The 24,645-nt window shown below is 58.7% G+C and carries 31 protein-coding genes; 30 read left to right on the top strand and 1 reads right to left on the bottom strand.

All coding sequences use genetic code 11. The features are described 5' to 3' along the window. Position 1: 1 nt before the first annotated feature. The 30 genes from rplP (at position 2) to RCJ00_RS20170 (ending at position 23,906) form a co-directional block, all read left to right on the top strand. Positions 2-436, top strand: a complete 435-nt coding sequence (gene rplP, locus RCJ00_RS20315) for a 50S ribosomal protein L16 (protein WP_023459517.1) — start codon at positions 2-4, stop codon at positions 434-436. A 4-nt stretch (positions 437-440) separates the two neighbouring features. Beyond that, the gene (rpmC, locus tag RCJ00_RS20310; protein ID WP_023459518.1) at positions 441-647 is read left to right on the top strand and encodes a 50S ribosomal protein L29; all 207 of its coding nucleotides are present in this window, start codon (positions 441-443) and stop codon (positions 645-647) included. A 13-nt stretch (positions 648-660) separates the two neighbouring features. Continuing rightward, complete coding sequence (gene rpsQ / locus RCJ00_RS20305) at positions 661-900, top strand: 30S ribosomal protein S17 (protein WP_316224203.1); 240 nt, start codon at positions 661-663, stop codon at positions 898-900. 17 nt (positions 901-917) lie between these two features. Then, positions 918-1,286 carry a 50S ribosomal protein L14 gene (gene rplN, locus RCJ00_RS20300; RefSeq protein WP_006273901.1) on the top strand — a complete coding sequence of 123 codons (369 nt, stop codon included), beginning with the start codon at positions 918-920 and terminating at the stop codon, positions 1,284-1,286. A gap of 1 nt (position 1,287) precedes the next feature. Continuing rightward, the gene (gene rplX, locus RCJ00_RS20295) at positions 1,288-1,611 is read left to right on the top strand and encodes a 50S ribosomal protein L24 (protein ID WP_316224202.1); all 324 of its coding nucleotides are present in this window, start codon (positions 1,288-1,290) and stop codon (positions 1,609-1,611) included. Next, positions 1,604-2,158: a 50S ribosomal protein L5 gene (gene rplE / locus RCJ00_RS20290; RefSeq protein ID WP_316224201.1), complete on the top strand. Its 555-nt coding sequence runs from the start codon at positions 1,604-1,606 to the stop codon at positions 2,156-2,158. Before rplX ends, rplE begins: the two co-directional genes overlap by 8 nt. A 19-nt stretch (positions 2,159-2,177) precedes the next feature. Next, entirely contained in the window at positions 2,178-2,483 is a 306-nt protein-coding gene (rpsN, locus tag RCJ00_RS20285; protein WP_316224200.1) for a 30S ribosomal protein S14, read from the top strand. Between the two features lie 14 nt (positions 2,484-2,497). Further along, the gene (gene rpsH, locus RCJ00_RS20280; protein WP_023459523.1) at positions 2,498-2,896 is read left to right on the top strand and encodes a 30S ribosomal protein S8; all 399 of its coding nucleotides are present in this window, start codon (positions 2,498-2,500) and stop codon (positions 2,894-2,896) included. A gap of 39 nt (positions 2,897-2,935) precedes the next feature. Continuing rightward, positions 2,936-3,469 (top strand): 50S ribosomal protein L6, encoded by a 534-nt coding sequence (rplF, locus tag RCJ00_RS20275; protein WP_316224199.1) that lies wholly within the window; start codon positions 2,936-2,938, stop codon positions 3,467-3,469. Between the two features lie 3 nt (positions 3,470-3,472). Continuing rightward, positions 3,473-3,826 carry a 50S ribosomal protein L18 gene (gene rplR, locus RCJ00_RS20270; protein WP_023459525.1) on the top strand — a complete coding sequence of 118 codons (354 nt, stop codon included), beginning with the start codon at positions 3,473-3,475 and terminating at the stop codon, positions 3,824-3,826. Positions 3,827-3,835: 9 nt separating this feature from the next. Further along, entirely contained in the window at positions 3,836-4,411 is a 576-nt protein-coding gene (gene rpsE / locus RCJ00_RS20265) for a 30S ribosomal protein S5 (protein ID WP_023459526.1), read from the top strand. A 3-nt stretch (positions 4,412-4,414) separates the two neighbouring features. Next, the gene (gene rpmD, locus RCJ00_RS20260) at positions 4,415-4,618 is read left to right on the top strand and encodes a 50S ribosomal protein L30 (protein ID WP_023459527.1); all 204 of its coding nucleotides are present in this window, start codon (positions 4,415-4,417) and stop codon (positions 4,616-4,618) included. A 218-nt stretch (positions 4,619-4,836) separates the two neighbouring features. Continuing rightward, on the top strand, positions 4,837-5,316 hold the full coding sequence (rplO, locus tag RCJ00_RS20255) for a 50S ribosomal protein L15 (protein ID WP_316224197.1): 480 nt from the start codon (positions 4,837-4,839) through the stop codon (positions 5,314-5,316). 205 nt (positions 5,317-5,521) lie between these two features. Then, positions 5,522-6,907 (top strand): preprotein translocase subunit SecY, encoded by a 1,386-nt coding sequence (gene secY, locus RCJ00_RS20250; protein WP_316224195.1) that lies wholly within the window; start codon positions 5,522-5,524, stop codon positions 6,905-6,907. After that, positions 6,904-7,464, top strand: a complete 561-nt coding sequence (locus tag RCJ00_RS20245) for an adenylate kinase (protein WP_316224193.1) — start codon at positions 6,904-6,906, stop codon at positions 7,462-7,464. Before secY ends, RCJ00_RS20245 begins: the two co-directional genes overlap by 4 nt. A 327-nt stretch (positions 7,465-7,791) precedes the next feature. Continuing rightward, on the top strand, positions 7,792-8,160 hold the full coding sequence (gene rpsM / locus RCJ00_RS20240) for a 30S ribosomal protein S13 (RefSeq protein WP_316224191.1): 369 nt from the start codon (positions 7,792-7,794) through the stop codon (positions 8,158-8,160). 14 nt (positions 8,161-8,174) lie between these two features. After that, positions 8,175-8,564: a 30S ribosomal protein S11 gene (gene rpsK / locus RCJ00_RS20235; protein WP_023459532.1), complete on the top strand. Its 390-nt coding sequence runs from the start codon at positions 8,175-8,177 to the stop codon at positions 8,562-8,564. A 70-nt stretch (positions 8,565-8,634) separates the two neighbouring features. Further along, positions 8,635-9,651 (top strand): DNA-directed RNA polymerase subunit alpha, encoded by a 1,017-nt coding sequence (locus tag RCJ00_RS20230; protein ID WP_023459533.1) that lies wholly within the window; start codon positions 8,635-8,637, stop codon positions 9,649-9,651. A 291-nt stretch (positions 9,652-9,942) separates the two neighbouring features. Beyond that, complete coding sequence (rplQ, locus tag RCJ00_RS20225) at positions 9,943-10,359, top strand: 50S ribosomal protein L17 (RefSeq protein ID WP_316224188.1); 417 nt, start codon at positions 9,943-9,945, stop codon at positions 10,357-10,359. Positions 10,360-10,586: 227 nt separating this feature from the next. Continuing rightward, a complete protein-coding gene (locus tag RCJ00_RS20220) occupies positions 10,587-10,736 on the top strand; it encodes a hypothetical protein (protein ID WP_023459535.1) in 150 nt (49 codons plus the stop codon). Positions 10,737-10,870: 134 nt separating this feature from the next. Continuing rightward, positions 10,871-12,151: an alkaline phosphatase family protein gene (locus RCJ00_RS20215; protein ID WP_316224186.1), complete on the top strand. Its 1,281-nt coding sequence runs from the start codon at positions 10,871-10,873 to the stop codon at positions 12,149-12,151. 186 nt (positions 12,152-12,337) lie between these two features. Beyond that, positions 12,338-13,630: a TCR/Tet family MFS transporter gene (locus tag RCJ00_RS20210; protein WP_316224184.1), complete on the top strand. Its 1,293-nt coding sequence runs from the start codon at positions 12,338-12,340 to the stop codon at positions 13,628-13,630. Positions 13,631-13,743: 113 nt separating this feature from the next. Beyond that, positions 13,744-15,171: a Do family serine endopeptidase gene (locus RCJ00_RS20205; RefSeq protein ID WP_316224183.1), complete on the top strand. Its 1,428-nt coding sequence runs from the start codon at positions 13,744-13,746 to the stop codon at positions 15,169-15,171. Positions 15,172-15,253: 82 nt separating this feature from the next. Then, positions 15,254-17,218, top strand: a complete 1,965-nt coding sequence (locus RCJ00_RS20200; protein ID WP_316224182.1) for a M61 family metallopeptidase — start codon at positions 15,254-15,256, stop codon at positions 17,216-17,218. A gap of 116 nt (positions 17,219-17,334) precedes the next feature. After that, complete coding sequence (locus RCJ00_RS20195; RefSeq protein ID WP_316224227.1) at positions 17,335-18,627, top strand: replication-associated recombination protein A; 1,293 nt, start codon at positions 17,335-17,337, stop codon at positions 18,625-18,627. 25 nt (positions 18,628-18,652) lie between these two features. Next, on the top strand, positions 18,653-19,114 hold the full coding sequence (locus RCJ00_RS20190) for a DUF805 domain-containing protein (protein WP_316224180.1): 462 nt from the start codon (positions 18,653-18,655) through the stop codon (positions 19,112-19,114). Between the two features lie 67 nt (positions 19,115-19,181). Further along, the gene (locus RCJ00_RS20185) at positions 19,182-20,021 is read left to right on the top strand and encodes an RluA family pseudouridine synthase (protein WP_316224179.1); all 840 of its coding nucleotides are present in this window, start codon (positions 19,182-19,184) and stop codon (positions 20,019-20,021) included. Between the two features lie 220 nt (positions 20,022-20,241). After that, positions 20,242-21,483 (top strand): vWA domain-containing protein, encoded by a 1,242-nt coding sequence (locus RCJ00_RS20180; RefSeq protein WP_316224178.1) that lies wholly within the window; start codon positions 20,242-20,244, stop codon positions 21,481-21,483. Positions 21,484-21,610: 127 nt separating this feature from the next. Next, positions 21,611-23,413 carry a TadE/TadG family type IV pilus assembly protein gene (locus RCJ00_RS20175; RefSeq protein WP_316224177.1) on the top strand — a complete coding sequence of 601 codons (1,803 nt, stop codon included), beginning with the start codon at positions 21,611-21,613 and terminating at the stop codon, positions 23,411-23,413. A gap of 85 nt (positions 23,414-23,498) precedes the next feature. Then, positions 23,499-23,906 (top strand): DUF805 domain-containing protein, encoded by a 408-nt coding sequence (locus tag RCJ00_RS20170; protein WP_316224176.1) that lies wholly within the window; start codon positions 23,499-23,501, stop codon positions 23,904-23,906. Here RCJ00_RS20170 and lipB read toward each other — a convergent pair. After that, positions 23,903-24,604, bottom strand: coding sequence for a lipoyl(octanoyl) transferase LipB (gene lipB / locus RCJ00_RS20165; RefSeq protein ID WP_316224175.1), 702 nt, complete (start codon positions 24,602-24,604; stop codon positions 23,903-23,905). The two genes, RCJ00_RS20170 and lipB, sit on opposite strands and share 4 nt — an antisense overlap. Positions 24,605-24,645: the final 41 nt, after the last annotated feature.

The raw sequence follows: 24,645 nt of genomic DNA, 5'->3' as shown, positions 1-24,645 counted from the left end.
CATGATGCTTCCCAAGCGCACAAAATACCGTAAGGCCTTCAAGGGCCGTATTCACGGTAATGCCAAGGGCGGTTATACCCTGAACTTCGGTTCCTATGGTCTGAAGACTGTTGAACCGGAACGTCTGACCGCTCGCCAGATCGAAGCCGCCCGTCGGGCCATCACGCGTCAAATGAAGCGTCAAGGCCGCGTGTGGATTCGGGTGTTCCCGGACCTGCCCGTCACTGGCAAGCCTGCCGAAGTCCGTATGGGTAAGGGCAAGGGCGCCGTCGACCATTGGGCCGCTCGCGTGGCTCCTGGCCGTATCCTGTTTGAAATCGACGGCGTGCCGGACGACATCGCGCGTGAAGCGCTTCGTCTTGGCGCCGCCAAGCTGCCGGTTTCGACCCGCGTCGTGACCCGTCTCGACGCCGGCGTCGCCCTGGCCGCGGAGTAGTGAGATGACCAAGATCGCCGATCTGCGGACCAAGACCGCCGACCAACTGCAAGAGCAACTCCTGGACCTCAAGAAGGAGCAGTTCAACCTGCGCTTCCAAAAGGCTACCGGCCAGTTCGAAAAGACCCACCGCGTCAGCGAAATCCGTAAGGACATCGCCCGCATTAAGACCCTGCTGACGGCTCAAAAGGCCGGCGGTAAGGTCGCCTAAAGGAAAGAAGACCATGCCCAAGCGCATTCTTGAAGGTCTGGTTGTCTCCGACAAGGGCGACAAGACCGTGGTTGTGAAGGTGGAGCGTACGGTTCTGCACCCCGTCCTGAAAAAGACGGTTCGTGTGTCCAAGCGCTACCACGCTCATGACGAAGCCAACAGCTACAAGACCGGCGAAAGCATTCGTATTATCGAATGCGCGCCGAAGTCCAAGCTCAAGACGTGGGAAGTTCTCCCCCGTGAAGCCAACTAACTAGGAAAGTTTGAACCATGATTCAGATGCAAACTAACCTGGAAGTGGCCGATAATTCCGGTGCACGCCGGGTCATGTGCATCAAGGTGCTGGGCGGCTCGAAGCGCCGCTACGCCTCGGTGGGTGACCTGATCGTTGTCTCGGTCAAGGAAGCCATTCCTCGTGGTCGTGTGAAGAAGGGCGACGTTCTGCGCGCCATCGTCGTGCGTACCTCGAAGGATATCCAGCGCAAGGACGGCTCGGTGATTCGTTTCGACACCAATGCCGCCGTCATCGTCAACAAGTCGAGCGAGCCGATCGGCACGCGTATCTTCGGGCCTGTGCCGCGTGAACTGCGCGCCAAGAACCACATGAAGATCATCTCGCTGGCTCCGGAGGTCATCTAATATGGCTGCCAAGATTAAGAAGGGCGACAACGTCGTCGTCCTGACCGGCAAGGACAAGGGCCGCAAGGGCACCGTCGCCAAGGTCGTCACCAAAGATGGCCAGGCCGAGCGCGTTATCGTCTCGGGTCTGAACATGGTCCAGCGCCACACCCGTCCGTCTCAGGGCAACCCGAACGGCGGCATCCTTAACAAGGAAGCGTCCATCCACGTTTCCAACGTGTCCCACGTCGATTCCAACGGCAAGCCGACCCGCGTCGGTTTCCGCACGGAAGGCGACAAGAAGGTCCGTTTCGCCAAGACGACGGGAGATGTCATCAATGGCTGATAAGTACATCCCGCGCGCCAAGCAGGTCTATCTCGATCAGATCCGCACCGCGATGAAGGAAGAGTTCGGTTACACGAACGAAATGCAGGTTCCCAAGCTCGACAAGATCGTCGTGAACATGGGTATCGGTGAAGCCACTGCCGATTCCAAGAAGGTCAACGCGGCCATCAAGGATCTGGCGGCCATCACCGGTCAAAAGCCCGCGCCGACCCGCGCCCGTCAATCCATCGCCGGCTTCAAGCTGCGTGAAGGCATGATCGTCGGCGCCAAGGTCACGCTGCGCAAGGACCGCATGTATGAATTCCTCGACCGCCTGATCACGATCGCGCTGCCGCGCGTGAAGGATTTCCGTGGCCTGAACGGCAACTCCTTCGACGGTCGTGGCAACTACGCCATGGGCCTCAGGGAACACATCGTTTTCCCGGAAATCAACTACGATCAGATCGATCAAATGTGGGGCATGGATATCGTTGTCTGCACCACGGCCACGAGTGACAAGGAAGCCAAGGCGCTTCTGAAGCACTTCCAGTTCCCGTTCACTTCGTAAGGGCGGGTAGAGAGATAACATGGCAAAGAAAAGCGCTGTAAACCGCAACGAGATGGTCAAGAAGCTGGTGGCTCAATACGCCACGAAGCGCGAAGCCCTCAAAGCGATCGCGAACGACGAGAGCCTGCCGCTGGAAGAGCGTTTCGCCGCTCGCCTGAAGCTGGCAAAGCTGCCCCGCAACTCGAATGCAACCCGCATTCGTAACCGTTGCGAAGTCACTGGCCGTCCGCGTGCCTACTATCGTAAGCTCCACATGAGCCGGATCGCGCTCCGGAAGCTGGCCAATGAAGGTCAGATTCCGGGCATGACCAAGGCCAGCTGGTAAGAGGAGGATATATAATGTTCGTCAATGATCCCCTCAGCGATATGATCGCTCGCATCAAGAACGCTGCTCAACGCAGCCGATCCAAGGTGCTGACCCCCGCTTCCAAGCTGCGCGCTCACGTGCTCGACGTCCTGAAGGACGAGGGTTACATCCGCGGCTACGAAGTCGTCGAGACCCCGGGTGAGTTCCCGCAGTTCGAAATCGAACTGAAGTACTTCGACGGCCAGCCGGTCATCGCGGAAATCTCCCGCGTGTCCAAGCCGGGCCGCCGCGTCTATTCGTCGATCAAGGACCTCAAGCCGGTTAAGAACGGCCTGGGTATCTCGATCCTGTCGACGCCCAAGGGCGTCATGTCTGACAACTCTGCCCGCGAAAACAACGTGGGTGGCGAAGTTCTCTGCCGCGTTTACTAAAACGCGGTCGAGGACACTTAAGGCACTAAAGGTTTTAAAATGTCCCGGATTGGTAAAAAAGCAATCGCTCTGCCGGCCGGCGTGAACATCACGCTGAACGGTCAAGACATTTCGGTCAAGGGCCCCAAGGGCCAATTGGCCTGGAAGGTCGTTGACGAAATCGAAGTCAAGCAGGAAGGCGCAAGCCTTTCCGTCGCGCCGCGCGGCGAAACCGCTCGCCATAACGCGATGTGGGGCCTGTCGCGCACCCTGATCGCAAACATGGTCAAGGGTGTCACTGACGGCTTCGAACAAACCCTCGAAATGGTCGGCGTTGGTTACCGCGCCGCCATGCAGGGTCCTAAGCTGGAGCTGTCGCTCGGCTTCTCGCACCCGGTTCTGATCGATCCGCCGGCGGGTATCACCTTCTCGACGCCGAAGCAGACGGAAGTCAAGATCGCCGGCATCGACAAGCAATTGGTCGGTGAACTGGCGGCTAAGATCCGCAAGATCCGTCCGCCGGAGCCTTACAAGGGCAAGGGCGTCAAGTATGCTGGCGAAAAGGTTCGCCGCAAGGAAGGCAAGAAGAAGTAAGTCATGGCTCTGTCTCCTCGTCAACAATTGGCTCGCCGCGCGCAACGCAATCGTACGCGCCTGAAGTCTCTCTCGAATGGCCGCCCGCGTCTGTCGGTCTTCCGTTCGGACAAGAACATCTACGCCCAGGTCATCGACGACGCTTCCGGCGTCACGGTCGTTGCCGCTTCTTCGCTGGAAGGCGACAAGAAGCAGGGTTCGAACGCGGCCGCCGCTTCCGAAGTCGGCAAGCTGGTCGCTCAACGCGCGCTGGAAAAGGGCATCAAGGATGTCGTTTTCGATCGCGGCGGTTACATCTATCACGGTCGGGTGAAGGCGCTGGCGGAAGCCGCGCGTGAAGCCGGCCTCAACTTCTAAGGAATCGTAATGGCCCGTCCAAGCGAAAATCGCAATGAACGCCGTGACCGGACCGAGGAACCTTCGGAGTTCGTCGAAAAGCTGGTCGCTATCAACCGCGTCGCCGCCACCGTGAAGGGTGGTCGTCGTTTCTCGTTCGCTGCCCTGATGGTCGTTGGTGACCAAAAAGGCCGCGTTGGCTACGGTCATGGCAAGGCGCGTGAAGTGCCTGAAGCCATCCGCAAGGCCACCGAAGAAGCCAAGAAGTCGCTGATCCGCGTTCCGCTGCGCGAGAGCCGCACCCTGCACCACGACGGTTACGGCCGTTGGGGCGCCGGTAAGGTTCAAATGCGCGCGGCACCTCCGGGCACCGGCGTCATCGCCGGCGGTCCGATGCGTGCCGTTCTCGAAACCCTGGGTATCTCGGACGTCGTCGCCAAGTCGCTCGGCTCCTCGAACCCCTACAACATGGTGCGCGCCACCTTTGAAGCTCTGAAGGTGCAATCATCGCCCCGTCAGATCGCTTCGAAACGCGGCAAGAAGGTCGGTGACCTCCTGAAGTCACGTGCCGACGGCGCTTCGTCGCCTGAATCCCTGGAGGGCTAAGTCATGGCGAAAGCTCCTAAGGCTGCCGAAAAGGCGACCATCACCGTGAAGCAGACCGGTTCGCCGATCCGCCGCACCAAGGATCAGCGCGCGACGCTGGCCGGCCTGGGTCTCAACAAGATGGGCCGCGTGTCCGTTCTCGAAGACACCCCGTCGGTCCGTGGCATGATTGCCAAGGTCCAGCACATGGTCCAGATCGTCGAGTAGTCGACGATCGTCTCGATACTCTGGCAAGCCCGCGAATTTCGGTTCGCGGGCTTGCTTATTTTGCAGGCCTGCTGTAACAGGCCCGCTTTGGACAGCGCAATCCGATAGAGCGTGAGCACTTTTCGGACATATTGCGCTCCAGAACAAAGAACTCAGCCGAGTTGGCCGGATCCGGATATAGGAGAGGGCCAGCGCATCTGTCATTGAAAGGCAAACAAATGACCAAGCTTAATGAACTCCGCGACAACCCCGGTTCGGCCAAGGGCCGTATGCGCGTTGGCCGCGGCCCCGGCTCCGGCAAGGGCAAGACCGCTGGCCGTGGTGTCAAGGGTCAGAAGTCTCGCTCCGGCGTCTCGCTGCTCGGCTTCGAAGGCGGCCAAATGCCGCTCTACATGCGTATGCCGAAGCGCGGTTTCAACAATCCGTTCGCCCTTAAGCTCGCCGAAGTCAATCTGTGGCGTCTGCAACAGGCGATCGACGCCGGCAAGCTCGACGCCAATGGCGTCATCGATGCGGCGGCCCTGATCGCTGCCGGTGTAATCCGCCGTGAACTGGACGGCGTGCGTCTCCTGGGCGAAGGTGAACTGAAGGCCAAGCTGAACCTGACCGTATGGTCGGCCTCGGCCGGCGCCGTGAAGGCTGTCGAAGCCGCTGGCGGTTCGGTTACTCAGAAGCGTCCGGTTAAGGCCGAAGCTTAAATCTCACATCTTAAGGCGTCGGAGCAGGGCTCCGACGCTTTTTGATCGCGCTTTCGGGCGAATGTGAGGTTAACCAGATTTGACCTTTTGATATGAGTACCCCATATGGATCGGGTTGGGGGCTGCGGCAGAGAATCGCCAGGCCATAACTCGTCCCGGTCGGGATCATAAGAGGGCGTGAAACGCCCGCGTATTGAGGACACTAATGGCATCAGCCGCAGAACAACTTGCCGCCAATATGAATTTCGGCGCCTTCTCGAAGGCAACCGATCTGCACAAGCGTCTGCTCTTCACGCTCGGCGCGTTGATCGTCTACCGCCTGGGCACCTATATCCCGCTGCCGGGCATCAATATGACGGCCTTCACCCAGGCCTTTAATCATCAGTCGAGCGGCATTTTCGGCATGATGAACATGTTTGCCGGCGGCGCCGTCGAGCGCATGGCCGTGTTCGCGCTGAACCTGATGCCTTACATCTCGGCCTCTATCATCATTCAGCTGATGGGCTCCGTCTATGCGCCGTGGGAAAAGCTGCGCAAGGAAGGCGGGGAGGCCGGTCGTAAGCAGCTTAACCAGTATACGCGCTACCTGACCGTCGTCCTGGCCCTGATCCAGTCGTTCGGTATCGCCGCCGCCATGCAATCTTCCGGCCTTGCCATCGCGCCGGGACCATTCTTTATTATTACCGCCATGGCTACCCTGACCGGCGGTACGCTGTTCCTGATGTGGCTGGGTGAGCAGATCACGTCGCGCGGCATCGGCAATGGCTCGTCCATGATCATCTTCGCCGGTATCGTTGCGGTTCTGCCGCGCACGGTCGGTAACCTGCTTAGCATGGGATCCACAGGCGACATCAATCCCGCCGTCCTGATTCTGATCGTCGCCGTCCTGGTTGGCGCGATTGTCTTTATCGTGTTCATGGAGCGCTCGCAGCGCCGTTTGCTGGTTCAGTATCCGAAGCGCCAGGTCGGCAACCGCATCATGGGGGGCGAATCGTCCTTCATGCCGCTTAAGGTCAATACCGCCGGCGTCATTCCGCCTATCTTTGCTTCGTCGCTGCTGCTCATGCCGACATCGGTTCTGACCTTTGTCGGTCAAAACCCGGACAAGATCCCGAGCTGGCTGCAATGGCTGCCGTCTATGACGGGCATGCTTCAGCACGGTCAACCGGTGTTCATGGCGCTTTATGCCACCATGATCATCTTCTTCACTTTCCTGTATACGTCGCTGGTATTCAACCCGGATGAAACGGCTGAAAACCTGCGCAAGTACGGTGGCTTCCTGCCGGGCATCCGTCCGGGCAAGCGGACCGCCGAATACATGGACTTCGTGCTGACGCGCATCACGGTCATCGGTGCCGCCTATATCACTATCGTCTGTCTTCTGCCTGAATTCCTGATCTCTTCGCTCGGTAACAGCTTCTATTTCGGCGGCACCTCGATTCTGATCGTTGTGACGGTCACCATGGACACTGTCGCTCAGATTCAGTCGCACTTGCTGGCACACCAGTATGATGGCCTGATCAAGAAGTCCAAGATGAAGACGGGCGGCAAGACAGCTACGGCTCCGACGCGCGGAAGGATCGGCCGATGAACATCATCCTGTTCGGGCCGCCGGCGGCCGGCAAGGGCACCCAGGCTAAGCGGTTGGTCGCTCAGCGCGGCATGGTTCAGCTTTCGACGGGCGATATGTTGCGTGCGGCCATCGCTGCGGGCACCGAGCTTGGGCTGAAGGTCAAGGACATCCTGGCGACTGGTGGATTGGTGTCGGACGAGATTGTGATCGACCTTATCAAGGCGAACCTGCCCGCCGCGGAAGCGGCTGGCGGCGCCATATTCGACGGTTTCCCGCGTACCGTGGCCCAGGCTGAGGCGCTTGATGCCATGCTGGGTGAGCGCGGCGCGAAAATCGACAAGGTTGTGCGTCTGAAAGTGGACGAGGCGGCACTGGTGGCGCGAATCGAAAAGCGCTTCGCCGACGAAGGCCGCTCTGACGACAATCCCGAAGCCTATAAGGTTCGGCTGGCGGCCTATAACGCGCAAACGGCGCCATTGCTGCCGTACTATGCGGCTCAGGCCAAACTGTTTGAAGTCGATGGCATGGGCTCCGTGGATGCCGTTGCGGCCCACATCGACGCAGCGCTGGCCTAACGGCCGGCAACAGAATTTTCGTTTTAGTCGATGTGGCCCACCAAAGGGCTTGCACAGTCTGGACGACAAAACCAAAGACGCGAAGCACCCTCCGGGGGCGGAGCATCTCGCTAAACTTAAAAAAGTATGAGTGAATACGATTTGCTCTTGCTTTTTTTAGTCTAACCCATTGACGGGAGCCAAAACCCTTCTATAAGGGCAGCTTCCGCGAAATCACGCGTATGGCCTCGGCTGGTGTCATAGCTTAGCCGTGTGGCATACGTGTCATCTTTCGTTTTAAGAAATGCGCTCCGTTAGCATGGGGGCGCGTTGCAGGAGATACCTCAAGTGGCCCGTATTGCAGGCGTCAACATACCGACCAACAAGCGCGTGAAGATCGCGCTTCAATATATTCACGGAATCGGCCCGCACAATGCCGAGGAAATCGTCAAGAAGGTCGGCATCGAAGACAGCCGCCGCGTCAACCAGCTTTCGGATGCCGAAGTGCTGCAGATCCGCGAAGCCATCGACCGCGATTACACGGTTGAGGGTGACCTGCGCCGTGAAGTTTCGATGAACATTAAGCGCCTCATGGACCTGGCCTGCTATCGCGGCCTGCGTCACCGTAAGGGCCTGCCGGTGCGCGGTCAGCGCACGCATACCAACGCTCGTACCCGCAAGGGTCCGGCGAAGCCGATCGCCGGCAAGAAGAAGTAAGGAATAGCTGACCAATGGCTAAAGAACCTTCACGCGTTAAAAAGCGCGAACGCAAAAACATTACGTCGGGCGTCGCGCACGTCAACGCTTCGTTCAATAACACCATGATCACCATCACGGATGCCCAAGGCAATGCCGTGTCGTGGTCGTCGGCCGGCGCCATGGGCTTCAAGGGCTCGCGCAAGTCGACTCCTTACGCCGCTCAGGTTGCCGCCGAAGATGCCGGCAAGAAGGCCATCGAGCATGGCGTCAAGACGTTGGAAGTCAGCGTCGCCGGTCCGGGTTCGGGCCGTGAGTCGGCCCTGCGCGCCCTGCAGGCTGTCGGTTTCACCATCACGACGATCCGTGATGTGACGCCGATCCCGCATAACGGCTGCCGTCCGCCGAAGCGTCGTCGCGTTTAATTATTTCTACCCAATTTTTCAGTCGCTCCGCTGTTTGGCGGGGCGACCTTTCCTGTCTTGAGGGACGTAAATGATCGAAAGAAACTGGCAACAGCTTATTCGTCCCGAGAAGCCACAAGTCGAAGCGGGTTCCGACCCTTCGCGCAAGATGCGTCTTGTCGCGGAGCCTTTGGAACGCGGTTTTGGCGTGACCCTCGGCAACGCGCTGCGTCGCGTACTCCTCTCCTCGCTGCAAGGCGCGGCTGTCACCTCCGTCCAGATCGATGGCGTGGTGCACGAATTCTCGTCCATCGAAGGCGTCCGTGAAGACGTCGTCGACATCATCCTGAACATCAAGCAATTGGCGCTGCGCATGCACGCCGAAGGCCCGAAGCGCATGGTTCTGCGCGCCAATGGCGCCGGTCCCGTGACCGCAGGCCAAATCGATGCTCCGGCCGATATCGAAGTTCTGAACCCTGATCATGTGATCTGCACCCTGGATGAAGGCGCTTCGGTGCGCATGGAATTCACGGTTCAAACCGGCAAGGGCTACGTCCCGGCCGACCGTCTGCGTCCGGAAGACGCGCCCATCGGCCTGATCGCCGTGGACGCCCTCTATTCGCCGGTCAAGAAGGTGGCTTACAAGGTCGAGCCGACCCGTCAGGGTCAATCGCTCGATTATGACAAGCTGGTGCTGGAAGTCGAAACCAACGCCGCTGTCACGCCGGTTGATGCCGTGGCGTTCGCTGCTCGCATCCTGCAAGACCAACTGCAGATCTTCATCACCTTCGAAGAGCCGAAGGCGCCCGTCGTTGAAGAAGGCAAGCCTGAGTTGCCATTCAACCCGGCCCTGCTCAAGAAGGTCGACGAACTGGAACTCAGCGTCCGTTCGGCGAACTGCCTGAAGAACGACAACATCGTTTACATCGGCGACCTGATCCTGAAGACGGAATCCGAAATGCTGCGCACGCCGAACTTCGGCCGCAAGTCGCTCAACGAAATCAAGGAAGTTCTGGCTTCCATGAATTTGAGCCTCGGCATGGATATCCCGAACTGGCCGCCGGAAAACGTCGAAGACCTGGCCAAGAAGTTCGAAGACCAGATCTAAGACCTGCCATTTTGCGGTCAGTATGGCCGGTTATAGTGGAACACATCAGCAAAGCCGGAAGCGCAGATAACGCGCTTCCGGCTTTGCCTATTTTTAGAAGCGTTGTTTTGTTCGCAAAATAACATTTCGTCTTATCGCGAAAGACCAAGACCTTGTCGCGATAATTTCCGGATTTGACGATCCGGACGTCCGAAGCGGGCAGGGGCCATCCGGCCGTTGACCTTTGCCTTCGGGCTCGTTTTTGGGGCCGCGCACCGCCAGAGTGCGTCGCGGTCTTATGGAGAATTTCTCATGCGTCACGGCTCCGGCTATCGCAAACTCGGTCGCACCACTTCGCACCGTATCGCCATGTTCGCCAACATGGCCGCCTCGCTCATCAAGCACGAACAAATCGTTACCACCCTGCCGAAGGCCAAGGAACTGCGTCCCTTCGTCGAAAAGCTGGTGACCCTTGCCAAGTCGGGCACCCTGCATGATCGCCGTATTGCGATCTCGCGCGTCCGTGACGTGACCCAGGTCGGCAAGCTGTTCGAAGTGATCGGCCCTCGCTACAAGGACCGCAACGGCGGCTACATCCGCATCATGAAGGCTGGCTTCCGCCACGGCGATAACGCCGCCATGGCCATCATTGAGTTCGTCGATCGCGACGAAGCCGCCAAGGGCCTGGATTCGGGTCCCGTCTTCGAAGTTGCCGGCGACGAAGAATAGGATTTCGTAAGCGCGTCTTACGACATCCGACTGATTATAAAAGCCTCCGGTCTCCCGGAGGCTTTTTTCGTTTCAAGCCTCTTTACCATTTGGTTACATCTGTTAACGCATGCGTGATCAAACGTCATGAAGCGTTATTTCATTTTTCTGGAAATGTCCCCTAGTGTTGCGGTGTGGGCAGGCCCTGTGCGCCTGTGCCGCTGTTCATCGCATTAAGGAGGGTAACCATGCTTGACGATTATACCATCGCCGACCCGGCCGAAGAGACGCAAGAGACGTCCGGCGATACGACCCTATCCCAGGAAAGCAGTCAGGCGGATGACTTGACCCCGCTATACTGTTCTCCGGTTCTAGACCGCATTCGCACGAGCGATTGATTTCCACACCATCACTTGTCATAATCAAGGACTAAGACGCCTCCGGTTACTGCCGGGGGCGTTTTTATGTATCGGACGGCTTGACGTGCAGCGCTGCGAGCGAGACAGAGACAAAATAGTATGGAGCGCGTGGTATGCGGAAGTTGGCATCAGCAATCGTGGTTGTGGCCTGCCTGTGGTTGCAGGCATGCGCGGGCCTTCCGCATCGCACGCCCGAGCCGGCCCGGCCTTTGGTGCTGATCTCCATCGATGCCTTCCGGGCAGACTATTACGACCGGGGCGTGACGCCACGTCTTAAGGCGCTGGCCGAAGGCGGGGCGCGTGGCACGCTTCGGCCATCCTTTCCGTCCCTGACCTTTCCCAATCACTACACCCTTGTGACGGGTAAGGTCCCGGACCATCACGGCGTCGTCGCCAATAATATGTATGACCCGACCTATCCAGGCGCAAACGCCGCGCCCGCGCTTGCGTGGTTCGACAAGACGAAGAATGCCGATGGGTTCTGGTGGCGTGAAGCCAAGCCGATGTGGACCAGCGCCACCCAGGCGGGCCTGAAGGTAGATGTCGTCTTCTGGCCGGGCGCGCAGGCGGAAAACGACGGTACGCGCGTCGACTATGCGCCGGATTTCCAGAAAGCGCTCGACAGCCGGGGCCGCGCCGACCTGCTGCTGCAACGCCTGGATCAGCCGAAGCGCCCCAACGTGTTCATTTTGTATATCGATGCCGTTGATGAAGCCGGACATAAAAAGGGACCGGACTCGCCTGAAGTGAATACCGCGCTGGCCGAAGCTGACGCCGCGGTCGGCCATCTGCTTGATGGCCTGAAGGCCCGCGGTATCGACGCAAATGTTATCGTTGTTTCGGATCACGGGATGATTTCGGTGTCGAAGGACCGTGCGGTCTATATATCGCAACGGCTCGACGATGTGCCACCCGGCTTGTTCACGGACACCCAGATCCCCGCTTTCGCGAGCAAGGATCCCCGTTACGACCTCGTCTATTACGGCGCGGTCGCGATGATCAACCCCAAGCCGGGCTATGGCGACGCGCTGGACAAGGCGCTTATCCGCACAAAGCCAGACCACATGCAATGCTGGCACAAGGGGGATATTCCTGCCCGTCTGAAATTCGGGACCAATGCCCGTGTGCCAGAGATTGTCTGTATGGGCGATCCCGGCTGGCAGATCGGGGGCCTTGCGCCGATGGGCACCGACGTTGGCAATCACGGCTATGATCCGGATACGCCGGAAATGACGGCTCTGTTTATCGCCAACGGGCCGGACATCCGTCGCGGCGTCACCCTTGGCCGTTTCGATAATGTCGATGTCTATTCGCTGGAAATGAAACTGCTCGGCCTCAAGCCCGAACCTAACGACGGTAGCCTGAAGATCGTCGGTAAGGCCCTGCGCAAATAGTCGTCCTGACAGGATTTGGCGACTGTCCCGCTTATAAAGCCGCGGAGGGGGCAATCATGCCATATTTAAAATATTGAGCGCTTTTCGAACATGTGTGCCGCAAGGGCGACGGCGCTGATCGTGAAGCATGTCTGGAAAAGTCTGCACATTTCGCCTACACATCGAAGACAACAAGAAAGACCGAACATGTCGGAAACGCCTCCACCGCCGGTTAAAACGGCTGCCGCCGCTTTCATTCTGGTGACTGTCTTCCTGGACATGCTGTCGATTGGCGTGATCATTCCGGTCTTGCCACGCCTCATCCTAAGCTTTTTGCACGGATCGGTATCCGATGCCGGGTTGTGGACCGGCATATTTGGTGGCGCCTGGGGCCTGGCTCAGTTCATCTTTTCACCGATCCAGGGCGGTCTGTCGGACAGCATCGGTCGCCGGCCGGTCGTACTGGCATCAAACTTCGGCACCGGCCTCGACTTCATCTTCATGGCGCTGGCGCCCGGTCTGTGGTGGCTTCTGGTGGGGCGCATCATTTCCGGCATGACATCGGCCAGCATTTCGACCGCCTACGCCTATATGAGCGACGTCACGCCGCCGGAAAAACGCGCCGGTGTCTATGGTCTCATGGGCGCGGCCTTTGGGGTTGGCTTTGTTATCGGGCCAAGCCTTGGCGGCATATTGGGCGGCGGCCTTCATTGGGGGCCGATCCAGTTCACCGGCGATCATCACTATCCCTTTTTCTTCGCCGCGGCGCTTAGTCTGTGCAATTTTCTATATGGATTGTTCGTCCTCCCGGAATCCCTGCCGAAGGACAAGCGCAAGCCGTTCAATATCCGCACGGCCAATCCGCTCGGCGCATTCCGTTTCCTGGCGCGCTCGGCTCAGGTCATGCGTCTGTCGGTCATGTACTTCCTGTTGATGTTCGGCCAGAGCGTATTCCCCACCACCATGGTGCTTTATGCCGGTTACCGTTTCGGCTGGGGACCGACCGAAGTCGGCCTGATGCTGGCCGTCGTCGGCATTATGTCCGCCGTCGTTCAGGGTGGGTTGACCGGCCCGATCGTCAAGGCAGTAGGTGAACGCAAGGCGCTTTACATTGGCGTTGTGGCGTCGCTCATTGGCTATCTTGGCTACGCTTTGTCGCCCAACTGGATGATCTTTGTCGCCGTGATTCCCATCGGCGCCTTGGGCGGCTTGGCCATGCCCAATATTCAGTCGCTGATGAGCAGCAAGGTCGATCCGAAGGAACAGGGCACCTTGCAAGGCGCCAATATGAGCCTGACGACCATGGGCAATATCGTAGCCCCCCTTATTTTCGGCTATGTGCTGTCCGTCGTGACGCGGCCAGGTGTCGCACTGGTGTATAGCGGCACGGCCTTTCTGTTGGCGGCGTTCTGCACGCTTCTGTGTCTGTGGCTGGCCACGGGCGTCAAGCAGTCGCTGAAAATGGAGAGTGCTTACGGCGATACGCCCAAGGCCGGCTGACGCCTGGTCTGAGGTGGGGCCTGATTGTGGCGCAATACCGTCGCGGCCAAGCCTTGATACCGCCGCAAAGATTTTTACATTATAGCCTCACGGTTTTTTCTGGGGTTATGGACATGAAGTTACGCGCACCGGTCGCTTTTTCCATGTTGGCTTTGTTGGCGGCCTGTTCGCCGTCGCACAGCCAGGATGCGCAGAAATTTTCCGGCACGGGTTTCAATGATACGCTGAATGCGCCCAGTCGCGTGCCGGACAGCGTTGTCGGCATGAAGTCGTCCTTCGCGCCGGTCGTGAAGGCCGTGGCGCCGGCCGTGGTCAATGTCTATGCCAAAGGCGTGGTGCGCCAGCAGGTCGATCCGTTCTGGCAAATGTTCGGCGCCGTGCCGCGCGCCCAGGTCCAGCAATCGCTCGGGTCCGGTGTCATTGTGCGCAAGGATGGCATTGTCGTCACCAATAACCATGTCATCGCCGGGGGCACCGTCTTCATGGTGGTGACAAATGACCGGCGCGAATATCCGGCCAAGCTGTTGCTGGCGGATGAGCGCACCGATCTGGCTGTTTTGCAGATTGACGAAAAGGGCGTTTTCCCGACGCTTGAAATGGACGACGACCGCAGCCTTGAAGTCGGCGACCTGGTATTGGCCATTGGCAATCCGTTTGGTGTTGGCCAGACCGTGACCAACGGCATCATATCGGCGCTCGACCGTACGGACGTCGGTCCGGGCGGCGGCTCCTACATCCAGACCGATGCCGCCATCAATCCCGGCAATTCAGGCGGCGCCCTGGTCGATATGCGCGGACGCCTGATCGGCATCAACTCGATGATTCTGTCCGGCTCCGGGTCGTCTTCCGGTGTCGGGTTTGCCATCCCGTCGGCCCTAGTCAAGCGGGTGGTCGACAGCGCCGCCGGAGGGGCGACGCATCTGCAACGGCCGTGGCTGGGGGCAAAGGGCGACACCGTCACCAGCGACATCGCGCGCAGCCTGGGTATGCAGAGGCCCGAAGGCGTTCTGGTTTCTGACGTCTATGCTGGCAGCCCCGCCGACCAGGCGGGGTTACAGACCGGCGATGTCATCCTCCGTATTGATGGACAGCCTGTGAATGATTCCGCATCGCTGCGCTACCGTATCGATCTGATGTCGGTGGGCCAAACGGTGACGCTCGACACCCTGCGCAGCGGCAAACCCGTCTCGCTGAAGGTCAAGGCGCAGGCGCCGGCGGCTACGCCGCCGCGCGATGAACGCACCATTACCGGCCAGAATCCGTTCCAGGGTGCGCACGTCGTCAACCTGTCGCCAGCCGTCGCCGAAGAGATCGGCGTCGATCCGTTCGATGCCCCCAAAGGCGTGATGGTCTATTCGATCGACAGCGCCAAGACGTTCGCGGCATCGATTGGCCTGCGTCCCGGCGATATTATCCGGGCCATTAATGGCAAGGCGATAAGTTCGACCGCGGATCTCGAGGCCGTGACCAAGGCCGGTGCACGACGCTGGCAAATTACCATTGTCCGCCAGGGTCAGGTCATTACCGCGACGTTCAGCTAAGCGCGCGGCCGTTACACCTGAAACGCCTTTACAGTCGTCCGATTCCTGATCGATAGTGCCGCCTCAATCTGAGGAGGCGTAGATGAAGACTGTATCCGGACTGGCTTTGGCGGGGGCGGTGCTTATGGCCGGAGCGGTACAGGCCGCCGAACCGTCGCAGCCTCTTCCCATGCCGGCCGCCGATACGCCGTCTTTGCCGGTGCCCCAGGATGTTGATTACCCGGGCATTATTCAACTCCATGTCGATGCCACCGACATGGATCATCATGTCATCGCTATTCACGAAGTCATTCCCGTCGCCGGGTCGGGACGCCTGACCCTTCTGACGCCCAAATGGCTGCCTGGTCATCATTCGCCGGGTGACAGCGACCTGACCAAGCTGGCCGGCCTGCACGTCTTTGCCAATGGCAAGGAAATCGCATGGCGGCGCGACCCGGTTGCCATGAACGCCTTTCATGTTGAGGTGCCGGAGGGTGTCAGCGAGGTCGTCGCCGACTTTCAATATCTGTCACCGGTGACCAGCCGCGAAGGGGTTATTGTCCACACCCGCAACATGCTGACGCTACAGTGGGAAAATGAAAGCCTGTATCCGGCGGGCTATTATACCCGTCGCATTCCCATTCAGGCGCATGTGACCCTGCCGGCGGGCTGGCAATATGGCTCGGCGCTTGAAGCGGAAAAACGCGACGGGGACGTCGTGACCTTCAAACCGATTTCCTACGACAACTTCATCGATAGCCCCCTGATCGCCGGCCGTTATTTCAAACGCTACGACATGGACCCGGGCAGCCGTACGCCTGTATCGATGGACTTGGTCGCCGATGACCCCAAGGAGCTGGAGGTATCGGACGCCGTTCTGAAAATCCACCGCAAGGTCGTGCAGGAGGCCTATAAGCTGTTCGGTGGCTGGCACTACGATCACTATAACTGGCTGGTGGCAGTCTCTAACGAAATGGGCGGCATCGGCTTGGAGCATCATCGGTCGTCGGAGATCGGAATCGAGCCGGGCTATTTCGCCTCGACGGCGGGTAAGGGCTTTGGGCGCAACATCATCGCGCACGAATATATCCATAGCTGGGACGGCAAGTTCCGCCGTCCGGCAGGCCAGTTCACCGCGACCTTCGATGAGCCGATGCGCGACGAGTTATTGTGGGTCTATGAAGGGGGAACCACCTATTGGACCGATGTGTTGGAAAGCCGGGCAGGCCTGTATACGTTCGACCAGCGCCTTCAAATGCTGGCCGTGACGGCGGCGACCTATGATATCCTGCCCGCCCGGCAGTGGCGCGACCTGGAAGACACCACCTACGACCCCATCATCTCCAATCGCGGCCCCAAAGGATGGCCGTCCTGGCAAAGGTCGGAAGACTATTATGCCGAAGGCGGGTTGATGTGGCTTGATGCCGACACCCTTATCCGTGACAAGACCCAGGGCCGTAAGTCGCTCGATGACTTTGCCCGGGCGTTCTTCGGTACGCACAATGGGTCCTATCTGCCGGCGCCCTATACATTTGATGACGTAGTCCGCACACTGAACGACGTCTATCCTTATGACTGGGCCAATTTCCTGACGACGCGGATTACCCGCACCGGCGGCGGTGCGCCGATCGATGGCCTGGCGCGCGCGGGATACAGGCTGGTCTATGACGATACGCCAAACGATTTTATCAAAAGCAACGAAGCGCGCCGCGGCATCGGCTTTGGCTTCAGCCTGGGTCTGGCAATCAGCAAGGATGGCACCTTGCGCGACGTGCTGTGGAACGGGCCGGGGTTCAAGGCGGGACTGGCACCGGGCATGAAGGTGCTGGCGGTCAATGGGCGCGCCTTTGACGCTGCACGTCTGAAAGATGCCATCGTTGCCGCGCACAAGGCCGGGAATACCGATATCATAGAGATGATGCTCCAGGACGGCGAATATTTCCGCACCGTGCGTTTCGATTATCATGACGGTTTGCGTTATCCGCATCTGGAGCGCATCGATGGCGTGGCCGACCTGTTGAAGCCGATTTATGGGTTTGAGGAAAAGACGGTCAAGGCCCGCAACTAGGTTACAGCGCCTCCCGGGGCGATTTAAGCCATTGAATTGACGCCGCAACGTTCTATATTTGTTTCATGTCAAAAGCGCCCACTGCCGACCTGTTCGGCCATACCGAGCCGTCCAGGATGGCCTTGCCGCAGGTCGATGAGGCCGCCAAGCCGTTGGCCGACCGTCTGCGGCCGAAGACCATCGCCGAGGTCGTCGGGCAAGACCATGTCCTGGGGCCTGACGGTGCCATTGCCCGCGTCATCGAACGCGGTTTCTTACCCAGCCTCATTCTGTGGGGGCCGCCGGGCGTCGGTAAGACGACCATCGCGCGCTTACTGGCCGAAGCCGCCGGTTACGAATTCCAGCAGATTTCGGCAGTCTTTTCCGGCGTTGCCGATCTGAAAAAGGTGTTTGAAGCCGCCCAGCAAACGCACCGCATGGGGGCGCGCACCGTCCTGTTCGTCGATGAAATCCATCGCTTTAACCGCGCGCAACAGGACAGTTTCCTGCCCTATGTCGAAGCGGGGGTGGTCACGCTGATCGGCGCGACGACCGAAAATCCGTCTTTCGAACTCAACGGGGCGCTTCTGTCGCGGTGTCAGGTCTTCGTGCTGAAGCGGCTGGACGATGCGGCGCTGGATTCGCTGATTACCCGTGCGGAGGACCATCTGGGAGAAGCCCTGCCGCTGACGGCAGAGGCGCGCGACACGCTGAAACTGCTCAGCGATGGTGACGGGCGCTATATCCTCAGTCTGATCGAGTCGCTGCATCACATGGGTTTCACCGAGCCCCTCGACAGCGATGGCTTGCTGGCGCACCTGCAAAAGCGCCGTCCCAACCATGACAAGGATCGGGAAGGGCACTACAATCTGATTTCCGCCCTGCACAAATCAGTGCGGGGGTCCGATCCTGATGCCGCCCTGTACTGGCTGGCGCGGATGCTCAATGGGGGCGACGATCCCTTGTTCATCGCGCGCCGGCTGATCCGCATGGCGTCGGAAGATATCGGCAATGCCGACCCCATGTCGCTGCTCATGTGCCATGCCGCCCGCGACACCTATGAAGTTTTGGGCTCTCCAGAAGGCGAACTGGCTCTGGCCCAGGCGGTGGTGCACATGGCGTCGGCGCCGAAATCCAATGCCGTCTACACCGCCTTCAAAGCGGCCATCAAACTGGCCAAGGACACCGGCCATCTCGATCCGCCCGCCGTTATTCTCAACGCGCCGACCAAGCTGATGAAGGACATCGGCTATGGCGCCGGCTACATCTATGATCCCGACGATCCGGACGGGTTTTCCGGTCAGAACTACTTCCCCGACGGCATGCGGCGTCCGCGTTTCTATGACCCCAAGGGGGAGGGGCACGAAGGCAAGACGCGTCAGCGGCTTGAATACTGGGCCGAGTTGCGGGATAAAAAGCAGACGCGCTGATCCTGGCGCAAAGGGGGGAACCGCCATGGGTGCAATTTCGATCTGGCACTGGTTGATTATTCTGCTCGTTATATTGGTGCCTGGAGCCGCTGCGTTCCTGGTGTTTGCTATTAAGCCCAATGGCCCCAATCGCTTTGGGGGCGTACCTGCGCCGGCGGGGTTTGGCGAAGCCGTAGGGATCTGCTTTCGCAAGTTTGCCGACTTCAATGGCCGTGCCGCGCGATCGGAATTCTGGTGGTTCTATCTGGCGACGGTATTGATCAATATAGCGGCGATCATCCTTAATAGGATGGTTCCGCTCGGTTTGGGGCTGATCTTGCCCTTGGTCTTGTTGATACCCACCTGGGCGGCTGGCGCGCGTCGCCTTCATGACATTAACCGCAGCGGCTGGTGGCAGTTGCTCGGCCTGACCCTTTTGGGAGGGATCATGTTGTTTGTGTTGTTCGTGCAGCCATCGCAAAGCAATGATCAGGCCAGTGTTTTCTAAAATCCAACGTTTTCAAAAAGGGCGTGAATGATTTGACGTGAGGCCGCGCCAGCGGTAGGCATCGGCCATGGTCAAACAGTCCCCCCAGCATCGCCAGGCGCTCGCCAGTGGCCGCCGTCGCCCGCCGCAGATCAGCAAGAGCGACAACCCGCGCAAGGCGCCCAAGCCGATCACACCGGACGAGGTGGCTTGGGTAAAGTCGATGATCGTGTACGAAGACGACGCCATCATGGGCTTTAACAAGCCGTCGGGCCTGTCCAGCCAAGGCGGGCGCGGCGGTGGGCATAACCTCGATGACATGATGTGGGCCTTCGCGCGCTCCAACGGCAAACGCCCAAATCTTATTCACCGGCTTGACCGCGATACCTCGGGCGTATTGCTGGTCGCTAAGACCCAACCGGCAACCTCCTATCTCGGCAAGGCGATGATCCGCCGCGCCTTCGCCAAGACCTATGTCGCTGTTGTATCCAATCCCCAAAATCTGCCGGACCGGGGCGTCATGGACTATCCGTTGCGCCGCGAGGAAATCGGCCGCGAAGCCTGGTCGCGGGTATGCGACGCCGATCATCCGGATGCTCAGACCGCGCGGACCGACTTCGAGGTTTTGAGCCGTACCGACGAAGCGGCACTTGTCATGTGCCGACCGTATACGGGCCGGATGCACCAGATCCGGGTTCACCTGGCCGAAATGGGGTCGCCGATTGCCGGTGATGCGCGTTATGGCGGCGCCTTGTCCCTGGCAGGTGTGCGGGTACCACGCCTGATGTTGCATGCCCTGCAACTGACGTTTCCCCATCCAGAAGGCAAGGGCGAATTCACCCTTTCCGCTCCATTACCTGAGGACATATCAGGCCTGTGTCAGGCGATAGATCTGATTGTTCCAGATTTTACATATATTTTTCAATAGTATAGAATTTGGCCGCAATCTAACTCCAGCGTCTTCATGTCCTGGACACCGGGATTGCTTCGGTACGACGGGCCATAAACGCGTAACCGTCAGCCGACGCCATCGCCTCTAAGCACGACTGCGCATAGGCGTAACGGAGGTTGTGGGTATATGGTTTGCAAGTCCTCATGTGTTTGTCCCGCTTCGGGACGCGCCGTTAAGCAGAGCGAGGACATAGGCCGTGAAATCCGACCATCAAATCGTGAGTGCGCGTTTTGTAGAGTTCTTCCATCTGTGGCGCCGCGATGCCTCAGGCAATGTCATTATGATGTTTGGCCTCTGTGTTTTCGTCTTTATGGGGTTCTTGGGCGCCGCCGTCGATTTTTCGCGGGCAAGCCTGGCCAAGCGTCATTTGCAGGATGCGGCCGACACGGCTGTCCTACGCACCATGGCCATGACTAAGGCAAGCGACGCGCAGTTGCAAGTTGCCGCTGACCGGACGCTGCATGACAATATGAAAGTCCATAGCGACGTCTATAATGTCGATGGCGATCTAACCAAGACGGTCGACGGCAGTTCTATGACCCAGACCTATGCCGCCCAAGCTGTGGTGACCTCTTATTTCGGCGCCTTTATCGGCCAGAAGAATTACCCGATTCACGTCATATCTACGGCTACGGTTGATCTATCTACCTATGAAATCGCCTTCGTACTCGACTCGACAGGGTCCATGGCCCAGTCGGGCAAGATGCCAAATCTCAAGAACTCGGTAGACAGCGCGTTGAAGAGCCTGCTCGACGCCGACGGCGTCAATGTGACAAAGAGCAAGGTTGCTGTCGTGCCGTTCAATCTCCAGGTCCGGCTGGATGACAGCACCCTTTCCGAGATGACGAAGGATAAGTTAATCCAGGGCGGCACCGGCAACTGTATCACCGATCGAAGCCAGACAGGTAATTATGACGTTTCGGGCGAAGCCGCCAATCCCGGCACATGGGATTCCCTGTACCTGCGCACCGACTGCACCTATGGGGGTGTAAGGGAAGTGCATGCTCTGAACGCCGATATTTCCAAGTCGCGCGATTTTATCAAGACGCTAACGCCGGACGGTAATACCAATATCACGATCGGTATTCAGTGGGGCATGGAAACCCTGTCGCCGAACAGGCCCTACACCCAGGGCGTGGCATTCAGCGATCCCAATATCAAGAAATACATGATTGTTGTCACCGATGGCGACAATACGCAAAACCGCTGGACGGGCAATCAGGCCGAAATCGACAAGCGCACCGCCAAGGCGTGTCAGGCCGCCAAGGACAAGGGCATTACCGTCTTTACCGTTAAGGTCATAGCGGGTAATTCCAAGATGTTGCGTGACTGCGCCACCGAGCCGGGATATTTCTACGACCTGACCAATGCGGCTCAGCTCAACAGCACCATGAGTGGCATTTTCAAGACCATCTATAAGACCCGTCTCACCGCATAATCCTATTTACGCTTTGTAAACATGGTGTTGTCCCAAATTTAAGGCTTTTGCGTCATACTTGTCATCTCTAACTTGGGACAGGGCAGGGACAATGGCCTCACTATCGGTGGACATAACTAAGCGGATAATGCGGGCGAGTCGTTACCTCAGCAGCGCCTTCGTCAGACAGACGCGCGGCAATGTCGCCATTATTTTCGCCTTTTCGGTAATCGCGATCATGATCGCGATTGGCGGCGCAATCGACTTTTCCCGGGTCATCATTGCACGCCGACAATTGCAGGATTCGTCTGACGCCGCGGTCTTGCGCGTTATGAATATGGGCAAGTCCACCGATGCCCAGCGTGGAGTGGCAGCCGACCTCGCGTTTTCCGACAACCTGAAAAACCCGGATATCTATGCGATTAACAAGGCGCTTACTTCGGAAACGGTTGGCAACACCCTGACCGAGGCCTACAACGTGCACGCCAAGGTCACGACCGTTTTCGGCGCTTTCTTCGGCATGGACCATTTCGATATTTCGGTGGTGTCGAAGGCGCAATCGACCATGTCCAAGTCCGAAATCGCCTTTGTGCTCGACGTAACGGGCTCGATGGCGTCGGCCAACAAGATGGTCAATCTGAAATCATCGGTCGATAGCGTGCTGGCCAGCATTCTGAACAGTTCGGGCGTCAACGTGTCCGGCACCAAGGTGGCCATTGTGCCGTTCAATACCCAGGTCAAGATCGATCCGGGCGTCGGGCTGACCTATATCAACTATGGCGGTGCTGCGACCAATTCCCAGGCATGTAAGAGCGGCACCAATGGCTATGCCTGTAATACGATCCGCGACGCCTACAACAAGATCTGCAAGTCCTACTATGCGAACGCCGCGACTATGAACACGTGCCAAGCGAATGTGAAGGCTTACACCCAGACCTATGTAGAGACTGTCAATGGGGTTGATCGCACCTATTACAATACGACTCTGATAACCAGCGACGGCAATGGCAACATCCTGAAATACGCTTTCAGGACCTATACCGTGACCGTGACCGTGCCGCAGACGCCGACAACCTCCGTCAATGCCGAAACAGGCGCCGTTACGGTTTCCGCTTCATCCAAGAATGTAACAACACAATATGTCGAATCGGAACTGGCGTCGACCGGCAGCGCGGCCGATTATCAGAACGCAGACAATATTCTCAAGGAGTGCAAGGTCAGCAATAACGCCAGCACCTGTTTCAAGACCGTGCCGGCCGGCACCATCGTCTATAACAACAACTACGGTAACGGCTTTGCAGATGGTCCGGCGACATCAAAGCAAACAACCGGCATTTTTGGCGGCACTGCATGGGTGACCACGCCGGCGATCACCAATGTGCAAAATGCCTGGACCGGATGTGTCTACGACCGCCCACAGAATTATGACGTGTCGGCAGATGCGCCTAACCCCCTAATTCCCAATTCGCTCTATCCGGCACGCAACTGCGATACCTCGACCCTTAAGGCCGTGCAGCCCCTGAACGATAATATCGCCAATGCCCGATCCTACGTCCAGAGCTTGGCCTCGGGTGGCAATACCAACATCACGATTGGAGTTCAGTGGGGCATGGAGGTCTTGTCACCGGAGGTGCCCATGACGGGTGGCGTGGCGTGGAACGATGACAGCACCAAGAAGTATATTATTGTCGTCACCGATGGCGACAACACCCAAAGTCGCTTTTCCAGCAAGCAGACGGATATTGACAGTCGGACCGCTTTGGCCTGCGCCAACGCGAAGGCCAAGGGCATCACCGTCTTTACGGTCAAGGTAATCGAAGGCAATTCTGACCTTCTGCGCACCTGCGCAAGCAAGGACAGCTATTTCTACGATCTGACCAGTGCGGCACAGCTAAACGCGGCCCTGTCCAGCATCTTCGAGTCGATTAAGAAGACCCGGTTGACGCAATAGGGCGTCACGCTCAGCGCCGAATTTCGCTTTTATCCCTTGCCACTATGGTTTAAGTGGCGAGGGATATTGCGTTTTAGGAGCCGCCATGACCCCGAAAATCGACTGGAGCGAACTGTTTTTCTCGTCCACTGGGCGGGCGGGTCAGGTGCCCTCCATCATCGCCGCGGGTGTGCTGCTGCTTTGTCTGGCAGTTTATGAGTCGGTCGTAACCGACGCCCTGCAATTCCTAAACTGGATCGTTTATCCCGTGCTGATCTATTGCGGCGCGTGCGTGGTGTCCAAGCGGCTGCATGACCGTGGCCGCTCCGGCTGGTGGGCGGCGATCATCCTCCTGGCGGTGGTCATGGTCTGGCCACGTCCGACCGGCTTTTTCGACTTTATCGCTGTGTTTGTGCTGGTGTGGGCCGTTATCGATCTGTGCGTCATGCCGGGGGAGCGTGGCGACAACCGCTACGGCCGCACGCTCTTTCGGACGGCGGCGCGCGAAATCTAGACCGCTTCCACCCGACCGAAAATCGCTTCGAAGCTCTGACGCAGGGCGTAATCCACCTCATCCATGGTGACGGGCAGGCCGAGGTCGAGAAGGCTGGTCACGCCATATTCGGTGATGCCGCACGGCACGATGCCGTCGAAATGGGACAGGTCCGGTTCGACATTGAGGCTGATGCCGTGGAAGCTGACCCAGCGCCGCAGCTTGATGCCGATGGCGGCGATCTTGTCTTCGGTCAGGGGGTATCCCTTGTCTGGCCGTTCCACCCACACGCCAACGCGGCCGTCGCGGATGTGGCCTTCCACATTGAAGCGCCACAAGGTGTCGATGATCCAGTGCTCCAGGGCTTGAACGAAGGCGCGAACATCCTTTTGCCGGGCGTTGAGGTCGAGCATGACATAGACCACGCGCTGGCCCGGACCGTGATAGGTATATTGGCCGCCGCGCCCGGCATCGAACACGTCGAACCGGTCGGGCGAAATCAGGTCTTCTTTTCTGGCTGACACGCCGGCGGTGTACAGCGGCGGGTGTTCCACAAGCCAGACCCGTTCGCGCGCCGTACCGTCATGGATGGCGGCCACGCGCGCTTCCATGGCCGCAAGGGCTTCAGGGTAGGGGACCGGCGCCGGCGCCACGACCCATTCCGGCGGCAGGCCATCTTTTTTTGCGAACGGAAGCGGATTTAACGTCTCGGAAAGCATGTCGCCTCAATGTGTCATAAAGTTTTAAGACGCAAGACCCT

This window comes from Asticcacaulis aquihabitans, assembly GCF_032490435.1.
Lineage (GTDB): Bacteria > Pseudomonadota > Alphaproteobacteria > Caulobacterales > Caulobacteraceae > Asticcacaulis.
The sequence above is the reverse complement of the archived record's forward strand: the minus strand, read 5'-3'. Positions and strand labels throughout refer to the sequence as shown.

Bases quoted from the DNA above. Each gene is read 5' to 3' on its own strand.
- rplP (WP_023459517.1), top strand. From the start codon at position 2: ATGATGCTTCCCAAGCGCACAAAATACCGTAAGGCCTTCAAGGGCCGT.
- rpmC (WP_023459518.1), top strand. From the start codon at position 441: ATGACCAAGATCGCCGATCTGCGGACCAAGACCGCCGACCAACTGCAA.
- rpsQ (WP_316224203.1), top strand. From the start codon at position 661: ATGCCCAAGCGCATTCTTGAAGGTCTGGTTGTCTCCGACAAGGGCGAC.
- rplN (WP_006273901.1), top strand. From the start codon at position 918: ATGATTCAGATGCAAACTAACCTGGAAGTGGCCGATAATTCCGGTGCA.
- rplX (WP_316224202.1), top strand. From the start codon at position 1,288: ATGGCTGCCAAGATTAAGAAGGGCGACAACGTCGTCGTCCTGACCGGC.
- rplE (WP_316224201.1), top strand. From the start codon at position 1,604: ATGGCTGATAAGTACATCCCGCGCGCCAAGCAGGTCTATCTCGATCAG.
- rpsN (WP_316224200.1), top strand. From the start codon at position 2,178: ATGGCAAAGAAAAGCGCTGTAAACCGCAACGAGATGGTCAAGAAGCTG.
- rpsH (WP_023459523.1), top strand. From the start codon at position 2,498: ATGTTCGTCAATGATCCCCTCAGCGATATGATCGCTCGCATCAAGAAC.
- rplF (WP_316224199.1), top strand. From the start codon at position 2,936: ATGTCCCGGATTGGTAAAAAAGCAATCGCTCTGCCGGCCGGCGTGAAC.
- rplR (WP_023459525.1), top strand. From the start codon at position 3,473: ATGGCTCTGTCTCCTCGTCAACAATTGGCTCGCCGCGCGCAACGCAAT.
- rpsE (WP_023459526.1), top strand. From the start codon at position 3,836: ATGGCCCGTCCAAGCGAAAATCGCAATGAACGCCGTGACCGGACCGAG.
- rpmD (WP_023459527.1), top strand. From the start codon at position 4,415: ATGGCGAAAGCTCCTAAGGCTGCCGAAAAGGCGACCATCACCGTGAAG.
- rplO (WP_316224197.1), top strand. From the start codon at position 4,837: ATGACCAAGCTTAATGAACTCCGCGACAACCCCGGTTCGGCCAAGGGC.
- secY (WP_316224195.1), top strand. From the start codon at position 5,522: ATGGCATCAGCCGCAGAACAACTTGCCGCCAATATGAATTTCGGCGCC.
- RCJ00_RS20245 (WP_316224193.1), top strand. From the start codon at position 6,904: ATGAACATCATCCTGTTCGGGCCGCCGGCGGCCGGCAAGGGCACCCAG.
- rpsK (WP_023459532.1), top strand. From the start codon at position 8,175: ATGGCTAAAGAACCTTCACGCGTTAAAAAGCGCGAACGCAAAAACATT.
- RCJ00_RS20230 (WP_023459533.1), top strand. From the start codon at position 8,635: ATGATCGAAAGAAACTGGCAACAGCTTATTCGTCCCGAGAAGCCACAA.
- rplQ (WP_316224188.1), top strand. From the start codon at position 9,943: ATGCGTCACGGCTCCGGCTATCGCAAACTCGGTCGCACCACTTCGCAC.
- RCJ00_RS20220 (WP_023459535.1), top strand. From the start codon at position 10,587: ATGCTTGACGATTATACCATCGCCGACCCGGCCGAAGAGACGCAAGAG.
- RCJ00_RS20215 (WP_316224186.1), top strand. From the start codon at position 10,871: ATGCGGAAGTTGGCATCAGCAATCGTGGTTGTGGCCTGCCTGTGGTTG.
- RCJ00_RS20210 (WP_316224184.1), top strand. From the start codon at position 12,338: ATGTCGGAAACGCCTCCACCGCCGGTTAAAACGGCTGCCGCCGCTTTC.
- RCJ00_RS20205 (WP_316224183.1), top strand. From the start codon at position 13,744: ATGAAGTTACGCGCACCGGTCGCTTTTTCCATGTTGGCTTTGTTGGCG.
- RCJ00_RS20200 (WP_316224182.1), top strand. From the start codon at position 15,254: ATGAAGACTGTATCCGGACTGGCTTTGGCGGGGGCGGTGCTTATGGCC.
- RCJ00_RS20195 (WP_316224227.1), top strand. From the start codon at position 17,335: ATGGCCTTGCCGCAGGTCGATGAGGCCGCCAAGCCGTTGGCCGACCGT.
- RCJ00_RS20190 (WP_316224180.1), top strand. From the start codon at position 18,653: ATGGGTGCAATTTCGATCTGGCACTGGTTGATTATTCTGCTCGTTATA.
- RCJ00_RS20185 (WP_316224179.1), top strand. From the start codon at position 19,182: ATGGTCAAACAGTCCCCCCAGCATCGCCAGGCGCTCGCCAGTGGCCGC.
- RCJ00_RS20175 (WP_316224177.1), top strand. From the start codon at position 21,611: ATGCGGGCGAGTCGTTACCTCAGCAGCGCCTTCGTCAGACAGACGCGC.
- RCJ00_RS20170 (WP_316224176.1), top strand. From the start codon at position 23,499: ATGACCCCGAAAATCGACTGGAGCGAACTGTTTTTCTCGTCCACTGGG.
- lipB (WP_316224175.1), bottom strand. From the start codon at position 24,604: ATGCTTTCCGAGACGTTAAATCCGCTTCCGTTCGCAAAAAAAGATGGC.